This is a genomic window from Undibacterium sp. TJN25 (assembly GCF_049339885.1).
Classification (GTDB): Bacteria; Pseudomonadota; Gammaproteobacteria; order Burkholderiales; family Burkholderiaceae_D; genus Undibacterium.
In genome coordinates, this window is sequence record NZ_JBMPPM010000009.1 from 203,914 (window position 1) to 226,720 (window position 22,807).

Annotated in this window: 19 protein-coding genes; 5 read left to right on the forward strand and 14 right to left on the reverse strand. The window is 56.1% G+C overall.

Annotation, left to right across the window (positions count from 1 at the left end):
- Window positions 1–42: 42 nt before the first annotated feature.
- From aroG to ACO0LO_RS21965, 4 genes are all read right to left on the reverse strand, one after another.
- The gene (gene aroG, locus ACO0LO_RS21950) at window positions 43–1,104 is read right to left on the reverse strand and encodes a 3-deoxy-7-phosphoheptulonate synthase AroG (protein WP_422967388.1); all 1,062 of its coding nucleotides are present in this window, start codon (window positions 1,102–1,104) and stop codon (window positions 43–45) included.
- Between the two features lie 283 nt (window positions 1,105–1,387).
- Window positions 1,388–2,848 carry a metalloprotease TldD gene (tldD, locus tag ACO0LO_RS21955; RefSeq protein WP_422967390.1) on the reverse strand — a complete coding sequence of 487 codons (1,461 nt, stop codon included), beginning with the start codon at window positions 2,846–2,848 and terminating at the stop codon, window positions 1,388–1,390.
- 127 nt (window positions 2,849–2,975) lie between these two features.
- Window positions 2,976–3,773 (reverse strand): carbon-nitrogen hydrolase family protein, encoded by a 798-nt coding sequence (locus ACO0LO_RS21960; protein ID WP_422967392.1) that lies wholly within the window; start codon window positions 3,771–3,773, stop codon window positions 2,976–2,978.
- A 19-nt stretch (window positions 3,774–3,792) separates the two neighbouring features.
- Entirely contained in the window at window positions 3,793–8,022 is a 4,230-nt protein-coding gene (locus ACO0LO_RS21965) for a YhdP family protein (RefSeq protein WP_422967394.1), read from the reverse strand.
- Between the two features lie 282 nt (window positions 8,023–8,304).
- Between ACO0LO_RS21965 and glnE the strand changes: the two genes are divergently transcribed.
- On the forward strand, window positions 8,305–11,046 hold the full coding sequence (gene glnE / locus ACO0LO_RS21970; protein WP_422967396.1) for a bifunctional [glutamate--ammonia ligase]-adenylyl-L-tyrosine phosphorylase/[glutamate--ammonia-ligase] adenylyltransferase: 2,742 nt from the start codon (window positions 8,305–8,307) through the stop codon (window positions 11,044–11,046).
- Between the two features lie 67 nt (window positions 11,047–11,113).
- Here the strand turns inward: glnE and pbpG are convergent, their stop codons facing one another.
- From pbpG to ACO0LO_RS21990, 4 genes are all read right to left on the reverse strand, one after another.
- On the reverse strand, window positions 11,114–12,097 hold the full coding sequence (gene pbpG, locus ACO0LO_RS21975) for a D-alanyl-D-alanine endopeptidase (RefSeq protein ID WP_422967493.1): 984 nt from the start codon (window positions 12,095–12,097) through the stop codon (window positions 11,114–11,116).
- A 248-nt stretch (window positions 12,098–12,345) separates the two neighbouring features.
- The gene (locus tag ACO0LO_RS21980) at window positions 12,346–13,422 is read right to left on the reverse strand and encodes a hypothetical protein (RefSeq protein WP_422967398.1); all 1,077 of its coding nucleotides are present in this window, start codon (window positions 13,420–13,422) and stop codon (window positions 12,346–12,348) included.
- A complete protein-coding gene (locus tag ACO0LO_RS21985) occupies window positions 13,419–14,108 on the reverse strand; it encodes a nitroreductase (protein WP_422967400.1) in 690 nt (229 codons plus the stop codon). The genes ACO0LO_RS21980 and ACO0LO_RS21985 overlap by 4 nt, the downstream gene beginning before the upstream one ends.
- A gap of 10 nt (window positions 14,109–14,118) precedes the next feature.
- Window positions 14,119–14,556, reverse strand: a complete 438-nt coding sequence (locus ACO0LO_RS21990) for an acyl-CoA thioesterase (protein ID WP_422967402.1) — start codon at window positions 14,554–14,556, stop codon at window positions 14,119–14,121.
- 380 nt (window positions 14,557–14,936) lie between these two features.
- On the opposite strand from ACO0LO_RS21990, the gene phaP reads away from it, so the two are divergent.
- Window positions 14,937–15,503 carry a TIGR01841 family phasin gene (phaP, locus tag ACO0LO_RS21995; RefSeq protein WP_422967404.1) on the forward strand — a complete coding sequence of 189 codons (567 nt, stop codon included), beginning with the start codon at window positions 14,937–14,939 and terminating at the stop codon, window positions 15,501–15,503.
- 170 nt (window positions 15,504–15,673) lie between these two features.
- Here phaP and ACO0LO_RS22000 read toward each other — a convergent pair whose 3' ends face one another.
- The 6 genes from ACO0LO_RS22000 to ACO0LO_RS22025 form a co-directional block, all read right to left on the reverse strand.
- On the reverse strand, window positions 15,674–16,396 hold the full coding sequence (locus tag ACO0LO_RS22000; protein ID WP_422967406.1) for an ABC transporter ATP-binding protein: 723 nt from the start codon (window positions 16,394–16,396) through the stop codon (window positions 15,674–15,676).
- Window positions 16,396–17,166: an ABC transporter ATP-binding protein gene (locus ACO0LO_RS22005; RefSeq protein ID WP_394781517.1), complete on the reverse strand. Its 771-nt coding sequence runs from the start codon at window positions 17,164–17,166 to the stop codon at window positions 16,396–16,398. The genes ACO0LO_RS22000 and ACO0LO_RS22005 overlap by 1 nt, the downstream gene beginning before the upstream one ends.
- A gap of 10 nt (window positions 17,167–17,176) precedes the next feature.
- Window positions 17,177–18,373, reverse strand: a complete 1,197-nt coding sequence (locus tag ACO0LO_RS22010; protein ID WP_422967408.1) for an ABC transporter permease subunit — start codon at window positions 18,371–18,373, stop codon at window positions 17,177–17,179.
- A gap of 12 nt (window positions 18,374–18,385) precedes the next feature.
- Window positions 18,386–19,315, reverse strand: a complete 930-nt coding sequence (locus ACO0LO_RS22015; RefSeq protein WP_394781519.1) for a branched-chain amino acid ABC transporter permease — start codon at window positions 19,313–19,315, stop codon at window positions 18,386–18,388.
- Between the two features lie 507 nt (window positions 19,316–19,822).
- Entirely contained in the window at window positions 19,823–20,758 is a 936-nt protein-coding gene (ispH, locus tag ACO0LO_RS22020; RefSeq protein ID WP_422967410.1) for a 4-hydroxy-3-methylbut-2-enyl diphosphate reductase, read from the reverse strand.
- Window positions 20,759–20,844: 86 nt separating this feature from the next.
- Entirely contained in the window at window positions 20,845–21,312 is a 468-nt protein-coding gene (locus tag ACO0LO_RS22025; RefSeq protein ID WP_422967412.1) for an FKBP-type peptidyl-prolyl cis-trans isomerase, read from the reverse strand.
- An 86-nt stretch (window positions 21,313–21,398) separates the two neighbouring features.
- On the opposite strand from ACO0LO_RS22025, the gene radC reads away from it, so the two are divergent.
- The 3 genes from radC to rpmG all read left to right on the forward strand — a co-directional run bounded on the left by radC (window position 21,399) and on the right by rpmG (window position 22,642).
- Entirely contained in the window at window positions 21,399–22,073 is a 675-nt protein-coding gene (radC, locus tag ACO0LO_RS22030; RefSeq protein WP_422967414.1) for a RadC family protein, read from the forward strand.
- A 139-nt stretch (window positions 22,074–22,212) separates the two neighbouring features.
- Window positions 22,213–22,449: a 50S ribosomal protein L28 gene (gene rpmB / locus ACO0LO_RS22035; RefSeq protein WP_188565965.1), complete on the forward strand. Its 237-nt coding sequence runs from the start codon at window positions 22,213–22,215 to the stop codon at window positions 22,447–22,449.
- A gap of 25 nt (window positions 22,450–22,474) precedes the next feature.
- On the forward strand, window positions 22,475–22,642 hold the full coding sequence (gene rpmG / locus ACO0LO_RS22040; protein WP_110257750.1) for a 50S ribosomal protein L33: 168 nt from the start codon (window positions 22,475–22,477) through the stop codon (window positions 22,640–22,642).
- The last annotated feature ends 165 nt before the right edge of the window (window positions 22,643–22,807 follow it).

Below are 22,807 nucleotides of genomic sequence, written 5' to 3' on the forward strand. Positions count from 1 at the left end.
GCAAGGCAAACCCGGTTCCAAGCGGGTTTGCCCGTCGTCTTTTTACTCCCGGTCTTTCAAGCGGCGCTGCCTTACTGCCGCCGCCAGGCCTTCCAATACCTTGACGCTGTCTTCCCACGCAATGCAACCATCCGTCACGGATTGGCCGTAGACCAGCTCCTTGCCTGGAACCAGGTCCTGGCGGCCTGCTACCAGATGAGATTCGACCATCACACCGACGATGCGCGTATCGCCGCCGGCAATCTGCGAGCCGATATCGGCACAGACCGGGATCTGGTTGGCAGGATTCTTGGAACTGTTGGCATGCGAAGCATCTATCATCAGACGTGAAGCAAGTCCGTTGGAAGCGATGTCCTTGCAGGCTGCATCCACGCTGACGGCATCGTAATTGGGCGTTTTACCGCCGCGCAGGATGATATGGCAGTCTTCATTGCCGTTGGTGGAGACAATCGCCGAGTGGCCGCCCTTGGTCACCGACAGGAAGTGATGCGGCTGCGAAGCGGCTTTGATCGCGTCTACCGCGATCTTTACATTGCCGTCGGTGCCGTTCTTGAAACCGACCGGGCAGGACAAGCCGGATGCCAGCTCGCGATGCACCTGCGATTCCGTCGTGCGGGCGCCGATCGCGCCCCAGCTGATCAGGTCGGCAATATATTGCGGGCTGATCACGTCCAGGTATTCGGTGCCGGCCGGAAGACCCAGCTCATTGATATTTAGCAGCAGTTCGCGCGCCGTGCGCAGGCCGTCGTTGATGCGGAAGCTGTTGTCCATATACGGATCGTTGATCAGCCCCTTCCAGCCTACGGTTGTGCGCGGTTTTTCGAAATATACGCGCATGATGATTTCCAGGTCGGCGGACAGGCGCTCGCGTTCCCTGACCAGCAATTGTGCATATTCCAATGCCGCCTTGGTGTCATGGATGGAGCACGGGCCGATCACAACCATCAGTCTGTCATCTTGCGCATGCAGGATGCGGTGCAAGGCGGTGCGTGCGTTGGCAGCGACATCGGCCGCTTTTTCTGAACAAGCGAATTCGCGGATCAGATGAGAAGGTGGAAGAAGTTCTTTCATTTCCCGAATACGTAGATCGTCAGTCCTTAGCATGTTCTCTCCTGTGCATTTCTAAAAAGTAAATGGTCAAAAAAAAACCGCCATTCCTGGCGGTTTTTAAGAATCTGGTTGGCTCTCTTAACTTGCTGCTTTTACGTGAGCCTGCCGCTTCTCCACCGCCGTTGGGCTGGAATAGCTAAAGTAAAAGAAGAAATAAAAGCGTGCAAAAGTCATTTTTTGGTGCATAAAATTAGGTCTAAACTCATATTGCCTCAAATTTTTTGGTTTGGCAAGTGTAATATTGAACACCACCAAACCTCCTATCCGGCAATCGCAATCAGGCAGTGCCACCGACGGTCAGGCCATCAATGCGCAGCGTAGGCTGGCCTACGCCAACCGGCAGGCTCTGGCCCTCTTTGCCGCATACGCCGACGCCGGAATCCAGGCGCATGTCATTGCCTATCATGGACACGCGGTTCAGTACATCCGGCCCGTTACCGATCAGCGTCGCACCCTTTACCGGATAGGTGATCTTGCCGTCTTCTATCATGTAGGCTTCGCTGGCGGAAAAAACGAATTTACCGTTGGTGATGTCAACCTGGCCGCCGCCGAAATTAACGGCGAACAAACCATTTTTCACCGAAGCCAGGATTTCTTCTGGATGCTTGTCGCCAGCCAGCATATACGTGTTGGTCATGCGCGGCATAGGCAGGTGGGCGAAAGATTCGCGCCTGGCGTTGCCGGTCACCGGCATTTTCATCAGGCGCGCATTCATCGTATCCTGCATATAGCCTTTCAGGATGCCGTCTTCGATCAGTGTTGTGCACTGGGTCGGGTTGCCCTCGTCATCCATGTTCAGCGAGCCGCGGCGGTCGGCGATGGTGCCGTCATCCACCACGGTCACGCCCTTGGCGGCGACGCGGTCGCCGATGCGGCCGGAGAAGGTGCTGGAGCCTTTGCGGTTAAAGTCGCCTTCCAGGCCATGTCCTATGGCTTCATGCAGCAGCACGCCGGGCCAGCCAGGGCCGAGCACAACCGTCATCGGCCCTGCAGGCGCAGGACGCGCATCCAGGTTGACCAGTGCGGACTTGACGGCTTCGTCGGCATACTTTTCCAGCAGTATGTCGGAAAAATAGGAGTAATCATAACGGCCGCCGCCGCCGCTGGAACCGACTTCACGCCTGCCATTCTGTTCCGCAATCACCGTCAGCGATACACGCACCAGCGGCCGGACGTCGGCGGCGATGACGCCGTCGCTGCGCGCCACCAGTACCACATCATATTCACCCGCCAGGCCGGCCATGACCTGCACTATGCGCGGGTCTTTCGCGCGGGCGATCTTTTCCAGCCTTTCCAGCAGGCTGACTTTTTCATTCGCATCCAGCGAAGCCAAAGGATCATCCTGCAGGTACAACGCACGACCGCCGACATCATGCATCTGCGACGCTACCTTGATCTTGCCCGCACCCTGGCGCGCAATCGTGCGCGTGGCCCGGGCAGCTTCCAGCAGAGCGCGTTCGGAGATTTCGTCGGAATACGAAAATGCCGTCTTGTCGCCGGAAATGGCACGCACACCGACGCCCTGGTCTATCGAAAAACTGCCGGTCTTGACGATGCCTTCTTCCAGGCTCCAGCCTTCGCTCTTGGTGAACTGGAAGTACAGGTCGGCATAATCCACTTTGTGGCTGAACATGGACGCCAGCGCCTGGTTCAGCTTGCTTTCATCCAGACCGAAAGGGGTCAGCAGGATATCGCGGGCAACCGCCAGGTGGCGCAGCGTAGGTTCGTAATGGTTCATAGTCTTCGTCTATCTCAAGAAATTCGTTACAGATGGGCAAACGAGCCCGATACCGGATTGTAGAACATATATGGGCAAGCGCCAGCCAAACAAGCCGAAACAGCCCTGCTCCTGGCATGCGAACCTGTTAGGCAAGTATGCGATGCTTCAGCGCGGGCAGGTTTTCGCGTACCTTGTCCATGTAATCCAGCTTCAGTTCACCCGCAACCACGCCTTCCCCCTCGTCCAGCACACTGAGTATCTCACCCCAGGGGTCGATCAGCATGCTATGCCCCCAGGTGCGGCGGCCGTTCGGATGCTTGCCGCCCTGCGCGGATGCCAGCACATAGCACTGGTTTTCCACCGCCCGTGCGCGCAGCAGGATTTCCCAGTGCGCCTGGCCGGTCGTGTACGTAAAAGCAGCCGGCACCACAATCAGGCTGCAAGCGCCCATTGCACGGTACAGCTCCGGGAAGCGTAGGTCGTAGCATACCGACAGGCCTATGCTGCCGAAGCCTGCATCAAAAGTGACGACATCCTTGCCTGGCGTGATCGTGCGCGACTCCTGGTAGGACTCGTCGCCCTTGGTAAAACCGAACAGGTGGATCTTGTCGTAACGGGCAACCTGTGCGCCCTGCGGGCTGTACACCAGCGTCGTATTGAGCACCTTGGACGGATCGCCGGACGCCATCGGCAATGTTCCGCCGATCAGCCACACGCCCAGCGAACGCGCCGCATCGACCATGAATTCCTGTATCGCCCCACGTTCCGGCGCTTCCGCCAGTGCGATCTTGTCGGTCTCGTGCATGCCCATGATGGGCCAGTATTCAGGCAGCAGCAGCAAGCCGGCGCCGTCCTCCGCAGCCTGCCGCATCAGGTGCCCTGCGGTCGCCATGTTCTGCTCCAGCACCGGGGTTGAAACCATCTGTATTGCAGCAACTTTCATGTCGGTCCTCATGCCCTGCTCAATTGTTGTTGATGTCCGCCCTGGCCTGTTTCACAGAGGACTGGGGGCTCAGCCTGTTGTCCAGCTTGGTCACGGTAGGATCGCTCCATGGACCTGTAATCTGGTATTCAAAAGTAAAAGCCCTGGCCAGCGGCTCGCGCAAGAATAATTGCGCCAGGAAAGTTCCCAGCCCGATTACGGGATTTACGGCCAGCCCGTACACAACAGAGGCAGCCCCGGCATTCACCTCAGGAATCACCGCCACATGCAGGTTCTGAGACTCTTTGGAGATATCGGCGTTGCCGTCCATCAGCACGGTGGCATTGACGCTGCGCATCTTAAGATTATCAGTTTTCAGCACGCCTTGCTGGACCTGGGCCGAACCGCTGATGGAGTCGAATGCAAAACCCTCGGAGAAGACATCGCGGAAATCCAGCGTCAGCCGCCGCGGCAGGGATTGCAGGCTCAATACGCCAAGCAGCTTGGCAGCGCCGGGATCGACTTTCAAAAATTGCCCTGCGGCCAGTTCCAGCTGGATGTTGCCCGTCATGCTAGGAATATCCAGTGCAAACGGCAAACCGTTCCAATGCACGTCGCCGTCCAGTTTACCGCGCCCGCCCCGCAAGACGTTGGCAAAACCCATGCGGCCGAGCAGCTTGCCTGCGTCGGCGATATCCAGCGCATAAGTCAGGCCGGTTATCCCGCCGCCGCCGCGGGTTGTCCATTTTCCACTGGCACGCAATTCGGCATCCGGATTTTTCAGCGACAGCTTGTTGATGCGCCACTCGCGACCCGACGCAATCGCGGCATTGCTGGCCAGCAATTCTATCCGCCCCAGCCTTTTGTTGAACAGCTCAAAGTTCTCCGCAACGATGTCCAGTCCTGGAATTTGCGATGAAGTATTTTTTCCTTCCAGCAAATCGGATACATCGGATGCAGCTGATTGCGGAATAATCAGGTTGCTCAGGCGCGCAGTGACATTGCCTATGCCCTGTCCGTTGCCGCCTTCATTCCAGCTCAGGTAGCCGGAGGCCTGTGTAGAGTCGATGTTGGCTTGCCAGATGCCTTTTTGATGCGAAGCACCGACCACTACATTGTCCAGCTTTTTCCCCATGATCAGCAGCTCGGACGTGCGGGCAGCCAATACATCAGGCTCCACGTAAGCGGAAATATCCAGCCTCACCGGCTCCACAGTCAGCGCGCCGGGCGTGCCTGCAGGAACCGGCGCCACCACTGCGGCACTGCCGGCAGGAGTCGCAGATAGGGCGCCGACGAGGCTGGTCCATTCATCCACGTTCAGCGCCTTGAAATCGATATTTGCCGTCAAGCCGCTATCGGGCTCAGGCGCGGGAGCATTGACGCCTATGCCGCCACGCACCATCTGCCAAGGCGTATTCTTGTCGATGTTTTTCTGGCGCAGGTAGCGCACGGAAACCGCCGAGCCCAGCGCGATCTTTATCTCATCCCGCCATATTGCGGCATCATTGGATGCCAGCGGATTCAGCTCAAAGCGCAACGGCATGTATTCGTTGGCGGCCTTGCGCAGCGGGGCGGGGAAGTTCAATGCAATGCCCTGCAATGAAGACTCAACGATGATCTCGGGCTGTTTCTTCCTGACGTTGATCGTCACGCCGTAACGCGCGCCGCCGCTGATGCGGTCGGATACTTTCTCTACTGTCGTGCCCGGAAATGCCTTGCGCAAGCCATCGGATGTGGCAACCCCATCCGCCTTGACGCGAATAAAGCCCTCTTTCTGCGTACCCCCTGTAATGGCCACCGCACCGCCCAGCAGGTTGGCTTTCAGCGTATTCAGGTTGACACCGTGCTCGTTGAATTCCAGCTTGCCGTTGACGGTAGTCAGCGGCGGCAGTCCGGCCAGCAGCGCCACGTCATTGCCGTTAAACAATAGCCCGCCCTGCACCCGGGAGTCGATCAAATGACTCAGCGGCAATTGCAGCTTCAGCGCAAGCTGCGACGTACCGCTGGCCTTGCTGTCCTGCAGGAAATGTCCCAGCCAGCCAGTGACCGGGCTGGCATTCACGTATTGCACCATCGTCTGCAGATTGCCGCCGGCATTGCCGTCTATCGCGAGCACCTGATTGGGATGCCCAAGGTCGGGAATGACCGCCAGCACTTTGTTGAGGTCGGCGCCCAGCGTAGAGGCTGTATCGGCGCGAATTTCCATCCTCGCGCGATCGAACAAAAAACTGCCCTTGATGTTTTCTATCGCCGGCCATAACGGCGACTGGCCATCGTCCGACAGATGCCCCGGAGAAAAATCCAGCTTGCCGTCGACAATGCTGCCTTTTACCTGGAATTCGCCCGCGTGCCTGCCCTTGCTGTCAGTCGCCGCAAAAGGGAAGTGCGCCAGATCCCCTTTAAGACGCAGCGTGACGTCGTCGGCGCGGCCGCCGAGCAACGCGCCAGTCAGCCACTCACGCAGGTGATCAGGCGAAGCAAGAGGAAGAAATTTGCCGATCTGGTTGACCTGGAAGCCGTTGAGCTTGCCGTTAATGTCTATTTCATCGGCGTGCGGCTCCTTGCTGCCGCGCATGGACATCAGGTATTTCCCCGACAGCTCTCCGGTCATGCCATCCTGCACAAAATCCATCCGGCCTATCTGCAACAGCAGCCTGTCGTGCTCCTGGAACTGCCAGCTGGCCTGCATCTTCAAGCTGTTGAACGGCATGGAAGGGTCGCTGAAATATCCCCCCAGTTGTAACGCCAGATCGGCGGAGTCCAGCGTAAAGCTGCCGCCCTTGTCGCTGGCATCCACCGTGCCGGACAGATGATCGAATCCCGGCACCGCCGGCACTGCCGCCTTGGCAGGCTCAGTCGCGGTTTTGGCGCGCGCCAGCTGGGCCGCCTGCGGCTTCAGCGACAAATTGATGAAGTCGCCTTTTACGTAGTACGAAGAAACCGCCGGATAGCTTCCCTGCCATTTGGCGCTGAAGTTGCGCAATTGCCCCTGCGGTGCAAAATCCGCCAGCATCTGGCGCTGGCTGGCCGGCAACGGCAGGTGTCCGACGAAATTGGCCAGTGTCTGCAAGTCCAGCAGCTTCGCATACAGCTCCACCCTTTCCGGCTGGTTCTTTTGTGCCGGGATGAAATTTTCCTGTATCGTCGTGGCCGGCAGGATAGTACCGTCGCGGGTCTGCATGGAGAAATCGATCAGTGAAACCGAATGCCCTCCCTCGCCCAGAATCGCAGTCAGCAGCTTGCTGTTGCTGCCCTGTTTTTCGCTGGCAACCAGGCGGCCGCTGATATGGGCCATATCCAGCAGCGGCAAATCCTGGCGGAAGCGCCCAGTCACGTCGGCCAGCCTGACGTCGGCAGTCAGGTCGGCCATGTGGCCGCGATCCAGCTTGAGCCAGGCACGTACCGTCCCAAAGCCCTTTTGCAGGTCCAGCGGATAATCCAGGTAGGCTTTCAGCGACGCCAGGTCGGCCTGCTTGAGATCGGCATACACTTCGCCTTTCCACGTAGAAAAATCTGAAGTCTTGCGGGAAAAAACCTGATGCTGGAAATCACCGCGGATGTCCACCGGCGCGGCCAGTGCTGCCGGCGGCACCGCCCTGAGAGCAAAACGGTGATGCCGCCACTGGTTATCCAGCACCAGATTGAGCTGGGTCAGCGCCAGTTCGGGCACCGGGCGCAGGCGGTCATTCCAGACTACAGAACCGTCGCGGATGACGATCTGCTTTTGTGACAGCACCCAGTCCATGCCGCCGCCGTCACCCTGCTGATGCGTATCGATGAAAAACCCGGCAACGTAAATGCGGCCATCCGCCTGCCGCTCCAGCTCCAGCGTGGGCCTGAGAATTTCTATATTTTCAAATCGCAGTTCGGCAGCAAACAGGCTCCACCATGACAATGTGGCAGACACCTCCGGCAGCACCAGTGCATTCTTGCCGGCGCCATCCTTCAGCACAACATTGCCTAGCGACACGCTGGGGTTCAGGCCTTTCCAGGATGCGCGTATCGACGCGATATTGACCTCGCGCCCTACCGCGGCACCGGCCATTTTTTCTATATCGGGTTTGTAGTGCTCGATATTCGGCAATACGCCGTAACGCAAGCCGAGGAACAGCGCGCAAAACACGAAGTAGCAAATTGCCAGGATTTTCAGGATGACGCGCAGCCCCCGCCCGCAGGCGTAACCGGCAGTACTGCAGCCGCCGCAAAACCGGCGATACATCTTATCCAGCCATCTGTCTTCAGCAAGCGGAGCTGGATTTTCTGTCGTCATAATCTACAAACATGGGGCTCGGCATGGAAAAAAGGCATGATGCTCAGCCTCCCTTTTCGAATGAATTCTAAACCGTTCCCTGATAACTCAAAAACGCGGCTGTCCCGTTAATTGGCCGGAACATGCCTATATGCATACTTGCTAAGAGTATAAGTTCATCTGCACGGGGCTCAAAGCAAAATCGGCGTAAAACAGGCAGGATTTCCACAGCAGGCCTCTTTCATCTCCGTTTGGCTTAAAATCGATGCAAAACCTCCAACGAATTTATCTCCGCAGGCCTCAATGAACGATCTCCCTTTGCCCCTACCTGTAACACCGTCGCCATCAAGGTTTGTGCAGCGCTGGCTGAATGCCGACGGCAGCCGCGCAGACACTCTGGCACACCTATCCAGATTATCCTTGAGACGCACCGATTTTTCCGCTTTTTTACAAAAAGAAATAGATGTTGGGATTAGTCTACAAAGAGCGATGCGCCGCTTGCGGAATTTGCTGATTTCGGCGTTGATCACGCGGGATCTAGGCGGCCAGGCAGACCTGGATGAAGTTGTCACAACAGTCAGTGAATTTGCCGATTTTGCAGTGCAGACCCACCTGCAGGCGCTGATGGCAGACATGGTGCTGGCGCACGGCATGCCGACTGGCGAGGACAGCGGCGAAGCGCAGGAAATGATCGTGCTGGGCATGGGCAAGCTGGGTGGCCGCGAGTTGAATGTATCGTCTGATATAGATTTAATTTTTTGTTATGCCGAAGATGGAGAAACCCATACTACGTCCGAGCAGCAGCGCCCGCTGTCCAATCATGAATTCTTCAGCCGCCTCGGTAAAAAACTGATCGCTGCAATCTCAGAAGTTACTGAAGACGGCTTCAGCTTCCGCGTGGACATGGCATTACGGCCCAACGGCGCATCCGGCCCGCTGGTCGCCAGCTTTGCGATGGTGGAAGAGTATTTCATGATACAGGGCCGCGAATGGGAGCGGTATGCCTGGGTCAAGGCGCGCGCGCTGACCGGCAGGCAAAGCGACATTGATGCACTCGACAAAATCGTCCGCCCTTTTGTCTATCGCCGCTACCTGGACTATGGTGCGATCGATTCGCTGCGCTCCATGCATGCACAGATCAGGGCGGAGGTCATACGGCAGGAAACCCGCCACCCCGAACGCAGCAACAACGTCAAGCTCGGCCGCGGCGGCATACGTGAAATAGAATTCCTGAGCCAGGTATTCCAGCTCATACGCGGCGGCCGCGAAGCGGTACTGCGCGACCGCTCCACCCGCGCTACGCTACGCATCCTGGGCGAGAAAGGCATATTGGAACCGCTGGTAGTGGAGAAGCTGCTGGATTCCTATAGCTTCCTGCGCAATGTGGAGCACCGGCTGCAGTATCTGGACGATGCGCAAACCCATACCTTTCCCGCCAGGCCCGAAGACCAGCAGATCATTGCGCAGATGATGAATTATGCCGACACTGAAGAACTGTTCCGGCAACTGGCAGGCCACCGGCAATTCGTCGCCGAACAGTTCGACGCAATCTTCAAGGAAAAAAAGTCCGGACCTTCCGCCGATGACGATGAGAGGATGATTGCCGCAACGCTGTCGGAATCGGACGGCCATGAAGTGGTTGAAGCACAGCTGGCTGCGCTGGGTTTCAATGATGTTCCCGCTGCCGTGCAGAGGCTGATGGCCACATGGCAGTCACCGCGCCTGCAATCCCTGCCGGAAAACAGCCGCAACAAGCTGGTAGCGCTGATCAACAATGCGCTGAGCATGATCGTCGCACAATCGGATACCCATCTGCAAACGCTGAACCGGCTGCTCGACTTCATGGAAGCCATTGCCCGCCGCGCCGCCTATCTCGCACTGTTGACCGAATATCCGTATGCGCTAAAGCGCGTGGTCAGGATGATGGACTCCAGCGACTGGGCCGCCAAGTTCCTGAGCCGCCATCCTATCCTGCTGGATGAATTGCTGGACGAATCGGTGCTGCACCAGCCACCGGACTGGGGAGCGTTTGCGCTGGAATTGCAACAGCAGCTGGACCACGCCAAGGGCGATACCGAAAGGCAGATGGAAACCCTGCGCGAAATGCACCATGCGCTGCTGTTCCGGCTGCTGGCGCAAGACCTGGAGGGCGAGCTGACAGTGGAACATCTGGCCGATGCCTTGTCCAGGCTGGCAGACCTGATCGTGTCGGCCACGATACAGGCTGCCTGGGAAACCATTTCAACGCGGCACAGGGAACAGCCGCAATTTGCGGTCATCGCCTATGGCAAGCTGGGCGGCAAGGAACTAGGCTATGCCTCCGATCTCGATGTCATCTTCCTGTATGACGACGATGACCAGGACGCACCCGCCGCTTACGCCAAGCTGGCGCAACGCTTCATCACCTGGATGACCTGCCATACGCCGGCCGGCATCCTGTTCGATATCGATATCGCATTGCGGCCGGACGGCGCCAGCGGACTGCTGGTCTCATCGGTAGCTTCTTTTGCGCGCTACCAGGAAAAGTCCGCCTGGTTATGGGAGCACCAGGCGCTAACCCGTGCCCGCTTTTGCGCGGGGGAAGCAAGCATTGCGCAGCAGTTCGACCAGGTGCGCGAGAACGTCCTGCGACAGCGTCGCGACACTGCCGCGCTGCGGGCCGAAGTACTGTCGATGCGCAAGAAAATGCGCGATGCCCATCCAAACCGCAGCGAACTGTTTGACCTGAAGCAGGATGCCGGAGGCATGATAGACATCGAATTCATCGTCCAATTCCTGGTACTCGAATACGCCTGCCCGTACCCCCAGGTTACGGCGAACTCGGGCAATATCGCCTTGCTGAAATTGTGTGCTGAACTGGGCCTGATCGATGCCGGGCTGGCGGAGAAAGTAGCGGATGCCTACCGCAATTTCCGCAGGCTGCAGCATAAGCACAGACTGCAGGGAGATGAGAAGGCACGCGTGGCACCGGAACTGGTGGCAGACGGTGTCGCTGCGACGAAAGCGCTGTGGAAGATACTGCTGGAGACGGATGTGGAGGCGTAGCTTGGTTGAATGGCGCGTCCCGCAGCTTGGCGGGGCGCGCATCATTGCATTGACAACAGCGGTGGAATTACATTGGCGCTGCGCCGAGCGCGGTAGGCTTCAGCGATTCCAGCCATTTACGGATGCGGCCGGCATCTGCCTGACGCGAGTATTTACCCTTGGAGTCCAGGAAGACCATGACAATGGCCCTGCCTTCTATCATTGCCTGCATGACCAGGCAACGGCCCGCTTCAGAAATATAACCGGTTTTTTGCAAGCCAATTTCCCAGGCAGGATTGGCCACCAGGTGGTTCGACGTCGAATACTGCAGTGGCCGCCCGCCCGGTTCGACGACGTATTTGGAGTCGGTGGAGTATTGGCGTATCACCGGCTGCTGGTAGGCGGCATTGACCAGTTTAGCCAGGTCGCGGGCACTGGCCACGTTATGCGGGGACAGGCCGGAAGAATCGACATAGTGGGTTTCGCTCATGCCCAGTTGTGCTGCCTTGGCATTCATTGCCGCAACAAAAGCAGGCAGCCCACCCGGATAATTTCTTCCCAGCGCGGAAGCGGCGCGGTTTTCTGAACTCATCAGCGCAATATGCAGCATATCGGCGCGCGACAGCCTGGCGCCAATCTTCAGCCGTGAACTGGTGCCCTTTTCCTTGTCGATATCTTCATTGGTGACTTCGATGACCTCGTTCATGTCCTGGCTGGCCTCAACGACGACCAAGCTTGTCATCAGCTTGGTAATAGAGGCAATCGGCAAGGAAACTTCAGAATTTTTATCAAACAGTACCTGCGAGCTGGTTTGGTCGATGACGTAGGCGACATTCGATTTCAGGTCCAGCGCATCGTTGCCGTGACTGAGGCCTGCGATTTCACCTGCGGAAAGTTTTTCGGGAGCGGCGGGAATAACGGTCACACGCTGGACAACCACCCGGCGTTTGCCATTGACCATGACGGTATGCCTGACCAGACGAGACGCAGGCGCCTTGACGGCGACCCTGTGAACAACCGCCTTCTTCACAACGTGCTTCCTGGCTTCTGCAGCTTGCGCCGACATCAGCATCGCAGGCAGTACTGCGATAGCAAAAACGGCGGCTATCGCCCGCGCAGCTTGCAAAACAGATTTTTGGGTAAATGCCACCACACTTTACTCCAGGAAATTTATGACACGGAATTTAGTGCAGTGTAGCAAAATCCGAAAATTCCGCAAGAGAATTAAGGACTTAGCGCAATTATCTTATGCAAAACCTTGTGTCATAAACATGAAGATGTACTTCAATATAGACCAAACGTCACCGGTTTTACATCGTTTTACAATTCTTTGCACATTTGTGCTGCCAGATCTTCTGGAAAACGCATGCAAAAAGCCTCTTGCAGCAGTAACTGAAGATAGGATGCGTCGGACACGTGCAGCCTGTTGTTCAGATAAAAACGTGGCAGCAGCCTGGCTGTCAGGCGGTGACGGCCTGAGATCAGGTCTGGCTTATCGACCGGCGCATCGGGGAAGAAACTGAGATTGAAACTGTTGAGGCCATTGTGAGCAAAACAGGCGACGATCTTGCTCAGCGATGCCGCAAAAAGGTGGATGTCATCGTCGCTCAGCTCCTCGACAGCACTGCGATGATGAAACACCGCCATCACGTCGCCCAGCACACCGGTCGGTGCAAACGGTGTGATCCATGATGCCGCGGCATCTTCCATCAGCCAGCGCGACCCACCGCGCTCTGCGTCGACAAGATCACCGGCATACGTGCGGCCGTTCGCCTTGAGGTAGGCAGTTTCCGCCGTCAGCTCACGCGCCAGCCGGTTTCCGGGATGCCGCGTCAATGCGACCTGCATGTGCGGATGCAGCTGTGAGCCGCCGGACGCCGGCAGATAATTCCACGTCAGCAAGCCGTAGGTATCCCCCGGCTGGCTGGCCGCCTGCCGCGCATGACGGAAGAAATCCCGCGCCAGCAAAATCGCATCTGCGATCGCGCGCACGGGCATGGCTGCGGCATCGAAAGCATGCTGATGCGATATCGCGGCAATGGCGGAAATTTCGTCGTAAGGAAAAAGATTAGGGAACAGGCATGCTTCGCCGCGCACCAGCCTGCCGTCGCTGACGACACTTCCTTCAGCCCGGAAGTTTTGCAGGAAGGCCGGTGGAAATTTTGGCGTAATTTTTGTGACCTGCGGCAGGCAGAAGGGGCAATGCTGCCGCGTGGACTCCAGTATTTCCGTTAAATCTTCCGGCTGCGGCACTATGCCGGAAAAATGGCAGATGCGCGCCGTTTCCTGTGTCAGGGGATCGTAGCGGATCTCGCTTTCAATCTGCGTGAAGGCGAACTCCCGTCGCGGGTCCAGCAGGCCGGTAAGTTTTTTTTCCGCTTTAAAGGAAATACTCATTCCAGGAATTTGACAAAACCTGCAACGGTCTCACGTTCCGTTGTCAGCGTATTCTCTATCTTACTGCGGTCTTCATACCCCAGCGACATGCCGCAGACGACCATCTCATTCTCCGGCAACTGCAATACCTCGGCAATGATCTTGTGGTACTGGTTGAACGCTGCTTGCGGACAGGTATCCAGCCCCCGTGCACGCGCCGCCAGCATGACGTTCTGTAAAAACATGCCGTAGTCCAGCCAGGAGCCCTGCTCCATGACCTTGTCTATCGTAAAGATGAAGCCGACAGGCGCATCGAAGAAGCCGTAGTTGCGGCCGTGCTGCGCATGCATGCCGGCCTTGTTTTCGCGGCCCAGGCCAAGCAAGGCATACAAATCCCAGCCTATCTTGCGGCGCCGGTCCACATACGGCGACGTCCATTTGACAGGATAATAATTATATTCTTCCGCATGGCCGCCGCCCGCAGCATTGTGTGCGGCAAGAATGGCGGCGGCAAGCTGCTTCAGCTTTTCCCCTGTCAGCACATAAACTTTCCACGGCTGGGTATTGCTGCCGGAAGGCGCACGGGACGACACTTCCAGGATTTTCTCTATGTCTTCCTTTGCAACCGCATCGGGAAGGAAAGCGCGGACGGAGCGCCGCGACGTCATCGTTTCATCAACGATCTGCTGGGTTTGCGTGGTAATCATTGCGTGCTAATCATGAAGTGGACTGTATGGTGGTTAACAAGGCACGCATGTCGGCGGGGATAGGGGCGGGCCTGCGCGTTACCTTGTCCACATAGACATGCACGAAGTGGCCCTGGGCCGAGGCTGAGTGTTCGTCGTTCCTGAAGATGCCGACCTCGTAGCGCACGCTGGAATTTCCCAGTTTGCTGACACTAACGCCGGCCGTCACCTGGTCGGGGAAAGCGACTGACGCCAGGTAGTTGCACTGGGTTTCGATCACCAGGCCAATAACTTTGCCGTGTTCTATATCCAGTACGCCGTTGACGATCAGGAACTGGTTGACCACGGTGTCGAACCAGCTGTAATACACGACGTTATTGACATGCCCGTAGGCGTCGTTGTCCATCCATCGGGTCGTAATCGCATGAAAATGCTGAAAATCGCTGCGCTGCTTAGCTTCCAACGGCATTCTTTCCTCGCAAATAGAACAATTAAAAAACAGATCGCAGCCATCAGCCGAAACGGACCAGCTTCCTGGAAACGAGTCTAGCATAGTAGCAATATTTCATCTGCCAGTCATAATGTGCCCGCATAATCGCCACGCCTGATCCTCATTTTATTGGCAAAATGCTCAGTCATGATGTAGCGATCAGACGCTGATCAATAATTAATGTTGTACAAAAAGGCAATTTTATTGCAACGCACAAGATTGGCTTGACTTATTATTTTTAAACCCTAGAATATGTCATGGTGCATCGCACAAAAAGCTGGCGCTGCACGGGTATTCTGCCCTGTTTCCTGGATACAATTCTTTATTCCCCAAGCTCTACATCCTCTTAGGAGATATCAATGTTTTCAATACCTGAACAATTTTCTGCAGCTACCAAAGCGAACTTCGATGCCCAGCTCGCGCTGATCACTGCGTTGACAGGCAAAGCATTTGAAAGCGTGGAAAAGTTTGTTGACCTGAACATGACAGTTGCAAAGACTTCTCTCGAAGAATCCACTGCCGCCGCCAAGCAACTGTTTTCAGCAAAAGACCCACAGGAATTTTTCAGCCTGAGCGCAGCTCAGGCGCAGCCGAATGCAGAAAAAGCAATCGCCTACAGCCGTCACCTGGCAACCATTGCCTCCAGCACCCAGGCAGAATTTACCAAAGCGGCCGAAACACAAATCGCAGAAACCAACCGCAAGGTCTTGGCGCTGATCGAAGAAGTGTCAAAAAATGCACCTGCCGGATCTGAAAACGTCGTAGCCCTGTTCAAGACAGCCATCGGCAATGCCAATGCCAGCTACGATCATCTGACCAAGACCACCAAGCAGGCGGTAGAAGCTCTGGAAGCCAACCTCAGCACAGCTGTGACGCAGATTTCCCAAGCGGCTGTCAAAGCAGCGCCGCGCGCCGCAAAAAAATAATCCTGCTCCATTAGCCGCGCCGGTACGGTCACTGCCGCTGCCGGCAGGTAGCAACAAGCCCTGGTTCAGTTCAAAACCAGGGCTTTTTTCTTGCCCCAGGCCCGGGCAAAAAAAATGCCCCGCAAGCGGGACATTTTCAACAAAGAAGGCGCACAGCTTACGCTGCAGCCTTATTCGCCAAGGTAAGCGGCCTGTACTTTCGGGTCGTGCAGCATGTCTTTGGCGTCGCCACTCATTGTGATTGCGCCTGAATCCATCACGTAACCACGGTGCGCCGCTTGCAGTGCCAGCTTCGCATTCTGCTCCACCAGCAGAATGGTCACGCCCTGCGCCGATACATTGCGTACCACTTCAAAGATTTTCTCCACCATGATGGGCGACAGGCCCATCGAAGGCTCATCCAGCAGCAGCAGGTTGGGATGGCTCATCAGCGCACGCGCCATCGCCAGCATCTGCTGCTCGCCGCCGGACAAAGTACCGGCCAGCTGCGCAGCGCGCTCTTTCAGGCGCGGGAAGACAGAGAACCACTTTTCAATGTCGGCGTTGATGCCTGCCTTGTCGTTACGGGTATAAGCGCCCATCATCAGGTTTTCCTGGATGCTCATGCGCGTGAATACGCCGCGGCCTTCCGGCACCATTGCCAGATGGCTATTGACCAGCTGGAAAGAGTTGATGCCCTTGATTGATTTACCCAGATACTGGATTTCACCTTCGACCTTGCAGCTTGGCAAAGTGCCGGTGATGGCTTTCAGCGTCGTGGTCTTGCCCGCGCCGTTGGCGCCAATCAATGTGATCAACTCACCTTTATTGACTTCCAGATCAATACCCTTGACGGCCTTGATGCCGCCATAAGCAACCTTCAGATTGCTGATCTTCAATACATTTTCAAGCATTAGTGAGAACCTCCCAAGTACGCCTCGATCACAGCGGGATTTTTTTGTATGTCTGCCGGCAGGCCTTCGGCAATCGGCTTGCCGTAATCCAGCACGGTGATCCTGTCGCACAAGCCCATCATCAGCTTGACGTCATGCTCGATCAGCAGGATGGTCTTGCCTTCTGCCTTGATCTTGACCAGCAGTTCACGCAGCGCCAGTTTCTCGGTCGCGTTCATGCCGGCGGCAGGTTCGTCCAGCGCCAGCAATTTCGGATCGGTAGCCAGTGCTCGCGCAATTTCCAGTCGGCGCTGATCGCCGTAAGACAGGAACTTGGAGGTACGCTCGGCGAACTTGCCTATGCCGACAAAGTCCAGCAACTCATGCGCGCGCTGGCGGATTTCTTCTTCTTCCCTGCGTGCCGCAGGGTGGCGGAACACCGCCCCGAACACGCCCTGATGAGTGCGAATATGGCGTCCTACCATGACGTTTTCGGCTGCAGTCATTTCGCCGAACAGGCGGATGTTCTGGAACGTACGCGCAATGCCGGCCTTGGCCACTTCATGCGGGGCGGATGGCGAATAAGGCTTGCCGTCCAGCTCAAAGGTGCCTGTGTCGGGCTGGTACAAGCCGGTAATCACATTGAAGAAAGTCGTCTTGCCGGCGCCGTTGGGGCCGATCAGGCCGTAGATCTGGCCTTGCTTGATTTCGATTCCTACATTGGACAAAGCCTGCAGGCCGCCGAAACGCTTATTGGCGCCTTCAATTTTTAAGATAGTCTTTTCAGTCATGTCAGTATCCTTAAGCCACAGGCGCAGTGTCTTTGTTGCCGGTCATTCGGTCTTCATGCTTGGGCGCAGGCCACAAGCCCGCAGGACGGTTCAGCATGATGACTACCATGGCCAGGCCGTACAGCAATTGACGCAGCACTTCTGCTTCAATCAGGATTTTGCCGAACAGCAGGTTCTGTATCGGTTCCACGCTATGGCGCAGCACCTCCGGCAATGCCGCCAGAATGACCGCGCCCAGGATGACGCCGGGGATATGGCCGATACCGCCCAGCACCACCATCGCCAGCACCGAAATGGATTCCAGCAGAGAGAAGGATTCGGGAGATACGAAGCCCTGGAACGCGGCAAACATCGCACCGGATACACCGCCGAAAGACGCGCCCATAGAGAACGCCAGCAGCTTGATGTTACGGGTGTTGATGCCCATCGCCTTGGCAGCGATTTCATCTTCGCGGATCGCCACCCAGGAGCGGCCCAGGCGGGAATGCTGCAGACGCGATGAGATGAAGATGATCGCGATACACAAGGCCAGAAACAGGAAGTAATAGGCGTTCACCGATGGCATGCTGATAGCGCCGAAGTGCACCGTCGCCTGTGATCCTGCTTCGCCATTCAGCGAAACGCCGAAGATTTTGATCGGGTCGATCAGGTTGATACCCTGCGGGCCGTTGGTGAAGTTGATCGGCGAATTCATGTTGTTCATGAAAATACGGATGATTTCACCGAAGCCCAGCGTAACGATCGCCAGATAGTCACCGCGCAGCTTCAGCGTCGGCGCACCGAGCACGGCGCCAAAGAAGCCGGCCAGTGCTGCCGCAATCGGCACGATCAGCCATACGGACAGATGCAGGCCGCTCTTGGTGATTTCCGGACCGCATACCATGATGAGGAAATTACCTACCGCGGGATAGTTGTTGACGAAGGATTCCAGCACCGTCGCAAACTGTGGCGACGCCAGCAGGCCGGCGGTGTAGGCGCCCACCGCATAGAACGCGATGTAGCCCAGATCCAGCAGGCCGGCAAACCCGACGACGATGTTCAGACCCAGCGCCAGCATGATGTACAACAGCGCAAAGTCGATGATACGCACCCAGGAATTACCGAAATTGGATGCCACGAAAGGGAAAGCAACCAGCAGCACCGCCAGGATGGCAAAGCTGGTATATGCCTTGGAAGGATTGCTCTTTATATCAAAAACGCTCGACATGTTCTTCTCTCCTTAGGCGCGGTCAGCAACACGTTCACCCATGATGCCGGATGGCCGCAAGGTCAATACGATAATCAGCACGACGAAGGCAAAAATATCCTGGTACTGGCTGCCCAGGATGCCACCGGTCAGGTCGCCGATGTAGCCGGCGCCCAGGCTTTCTATGAGACCGAGGATAATACCGCCCACCATCGCGCCGTAGATATTGCCGATACCGCCGAGCACCGCTGCCGAAAACGCTTTCAGGCCGGGAACGAAGCCCATCGCAAACTGCGCGGAAGAATAGTTTGCCGCCCACATCACACCGGCAATCGCCGCCAGCGCAGCGCCGATCGCAAACGTCGCCACAATGACCTTGTTGGAATCCACGCCCATCAAACCGGCGACACGCGGGTTCTCAGCAGTGGCGCGCATTGCGCGGCCCATCTTGGTTTTTTCGACCAGCAGCACCAGGCCGACCATCGCCAGCGTCGCCAATACCAGCAATAGCACCTGGGTTTGCGAAATCACTGCGCCGCCGACGGGGATAGGCGTGAAAGGCATGACGGAGGGGAAGGCGATAGGGCTGCGGCCCCAGATCATCATCGCAAACACCTGCACCAGAATGGATACGCCAATCGCAGTGATCAGCGGGGCCAGGCGCGGCGCATTGCGCAATTTGCGGTAAGCCACGCGCTCTATCAGCACGTTGACGGCGATACAGACCGGTATTGCACCGATGATGGCGATGATCAGCTGCACCATGCCCGGCAGGCCGGGTGCTACCGATTGCAATAGCTTCAAAATGGTGATGCCTACCATGGCGCCGACCATCAGTACGTCGCCATGGGCAAAATTGATCAGATTCAGAACACCGTACACCATGGTGTAGCCGAGCGCGACCAGCGCATACATACTGCCCAGCACCAGTCCATTAATAATTTGTTGGATAAAGGTATCCATGTTGTTTCTCTCTCTTTTAAACGAATCAAAATTTTGCCGAAAAACAAAACTCTTGGCTTCTAAGCATGTTCAGCAAAAATCATTCCTGATAACAAAAACGGCACCCCGGTCAATGCTGGGTGCCGCTGGAGCGTGGGAATCTGTTATCCGAAAGGACGCGTTATAGTATTCGGAGCAATGGAAGTGTAATGAAAACACATGATAGGACTCTCCTCGACAACTTTTAGTAAAAAAGCTTTTATAATTTTCCTGTTACTACTTTATAGGTAATACAGCAATTGCGGCGAGATTATACAGACTAGTAAGGGGGTGGCAATGGCAAAACTGCCACTGGCTTTCAAACTACGTATAAATACTACTACACCGCCATTGCGGGCACACCTGAAAACCGGGGTTTCAGCTGCGCAGCAATGTTAGCGATGAAATCACCTAATAAAATACGGAATAAGAAGAGAGTTACAAATTTAATTTCAGCTTGATGTTGTGAAATTACCCAACATCAAGAGATCATTTTGGGGCGTTCAGGCCCTTGGGCATCGGGAAAGTAACGTTTTCGATTGCGCCGTCCAGAGCTCGCACACTTTTGGCGCCCAGTTCTTTTAACCTGGCGATCACATCCTGCACCAGAATCTCGGGCGCAGAAGCGCCTGCGGTGACGCCTATGCGCTGAACATCGGCCAGCCACTCAGGCTTGATCGCCTCCGCGTTATCTATCATGTACGACATCGCGCCTTTTTTGAGTGCCACTTCGCGCAGGCGGTTTGAGTTGGAGCTGTTGGCGCTGCCAACCACGATCACCAGTTCCACCTGCGGCGCCATAAACTTGACTGCCTCCTGGCGATTGGTCGTCGCATAGCAGATGTCGCCTTTTTTCGGCTCGCTGATGGACGGAAAACGCTGCTTCAGCGCGGCGATGATTTCCACCGTGTCGTCAACTGACAAGGTGGTCTGCGACACGTAAGCCAGCAATTCAGGGTTGCCGACTTCCAGCGTAGCGACGTCTTCGACGGTCTCCACCAGGTACATGCCCCCTTCACTTTGCCCCATCGTGCCTTCGACCTCCGGATGGCCCTGGTGGCCTATCATGATGATCTCGCGCCCTTCGCGCCGCATCTTGGCCACCTCCATGTGCACCTTGGTGACCAGCGGGCAGGTAGCGTCGAATACCGTCAATCCCCTGGCCTCGGCATCCTTCCTGACGCTTTGCGGTACGCCATGTGCGGAAAATATCAGCGTATTACCCGGCGGGACATCGTCCAGCTCTTCGATAAAGATCGCGCCTTTTTCTCTCAGGTCGCTGACCACGTAAGCGTTGTGCACGATTTCATGGCGCACATAGATCGGAGCACCAAATTGTTGCAGCGCTCGTTCGACGATTTCTATCGCGCGGTCCACCCCGGCGCAAAAACCGCGGGGCTGGGCCAATAATATTTCTTTATCCATGTTCAAACCAGATTCCATTTTTTTGCACGCTTTATTGCGCGAATTGCAGCAGGCATTCACATACAGGCAGGCCAGGCGCCGGACAATTACAGTATGCCGATAATCCTGGTCTCAAACAGCAGGGTCTGCCCCGCCAGCGGATGATTGAAGTCGAACAGCGCGCCCTCTTCATCCAGCGCGCGCAGGATGCCGGCAAAACGGCCGCCCGATGGCGCGGCAAAATCCACCAGGTCACCGATGGCATACTGCTCGCCGAAATTGGAGTTTTCCTTTAGCGTGGCCAGCGACACCCGCTGCAGCAGATCCGGATTGCGCGGGCCGAAGGCTTTTTCCGGTGGCAGTTCCTGGGTAGTGTGCGAGCCCTCTTCCAGACCCAGCAGCGAAGCCTCCAGTTCCGGAGCAATTTGCCCTGTTCCTAGTTGCAATGTTGCAGGATTTTCATTAAAAGTGCTGATAATATCCTCACCTTGCAGGCTGGCAAGGCGATAATGCAGGGTCAGGTAGGCATCCGGGGTGACGACGGGAACGAGAGCAGGCGTATTTGGCGTAGACATAATTTAATGCGGGATCAGGTAAGCCAGTATTGTAAGCCAGCCGGGGCTTATTAACATTTTCTTCGACAAAAGGGACTGATTTATTTATGGCGATTACCGACTGGCCGGAAGACCAGAGACCGCGCGAGCGGCTGATCAAGAACGGTGCGGCGGCGCTGTCAGACGCCGAATTGCTGGCCGTGTTCCTGCGCGTCGGCGTCAAGGGCAAAAGCGCGGTAGACCTGGGACGCGACATGCTGAGCCGGTTTGGTTCGCTGTCGGGACTGTTTTCCGCTTCCATCAAGGATTTTTCCGCCATGCACGGCCTGGGCGACGCCAAGTATGCGCAACTGCATGCGGTGCTGGAGCTGGCCAAGCGCGCGATTTCCGAAGAATTGCAAAGCGGCACCGGCCTGTCCTCGCCGCAGGCCGTCAAAAGATACCTGCAGCTGATGATAGGCAACAAGCCCTATGAGTCTTTTGCGGTGCTGTTCCTCGACGTCAAAAACCGGCTGATCGCATCGGAAGAACTGTTTCGCGGCACGCTCAGCCACGCCAGCGTGTATCCGCGGGAAGTCGTCAAGGCGGCCTTACAACATAATGCGGCGGCCATCATCCTCGCGCATAACCACCCTTCCGGCTCCACCGAGCCAAGCCAGGCCGATATCGCCTTGACGCAAAAGCTGAAACAGGCGTTGTCACTGGTGGATGTCAGCGTGCTGGACCATTTTATCGTCGCCAATCCCCATGTCTACTCCTTCGCGGAGCATGGGCAAATATGAGTGTCAACGCCTGAAACCCAAATTGTTAAATTTTAAAAATTAAAAAGACACAATTAATTTACGCAAGTCGTTGATAATTCGCAGAATTTTCGTTATACTCACGTTTTTTCCAATTCTGGAAACCACTAAGGAGTTAAGCATGGCACGTGTCTGCCAAGTTACTGGGAAGGGGCCAATGGTTGGCAACAACGTTTCCCACGCTAATAACAAAACAAAACGTCGTTTTTTGCCTAACTTGCAAAATCGTCGCTTTTTCGTCGAATCAGAAAATCGCTGGGTTTCCCTGCGTTTGTCTAACGCTGGCCTGCGTATCATTGACAAGATCGGCATCGATGCCGTTCTGGTCGATCTGCGTGCTCGCGGCGAAAAAGTTTAAGCGAAACTATTGTTAGGAAAATATCATGGCTAAATCTGGTCGCGACAAAATCAAACTGGAATCGACTGCTGGTACGGGTCATTTCTACACAACATCCAAAAACAAGCGCACTATGCCTGAAAAAATGGAGATCATGAAGTTCGATCCCAAGGCACGTAAGCATGTTATCTACAAAGAAACCAAGATCAAGTAAGCTTCGGTTCTTTGCCAAAAATCCCTGCATGATTGACCTGCGGGGATTTTTTTCGTCTGCACTTTCTGCTCACAGCCCTTCCCGCTTTCCAACTGCTTGCGCTACATATCTTTAGAACGTTGCGGCAAACAATGCGAAGCCGCCTGCCCGCCGTCAACTCCCGGC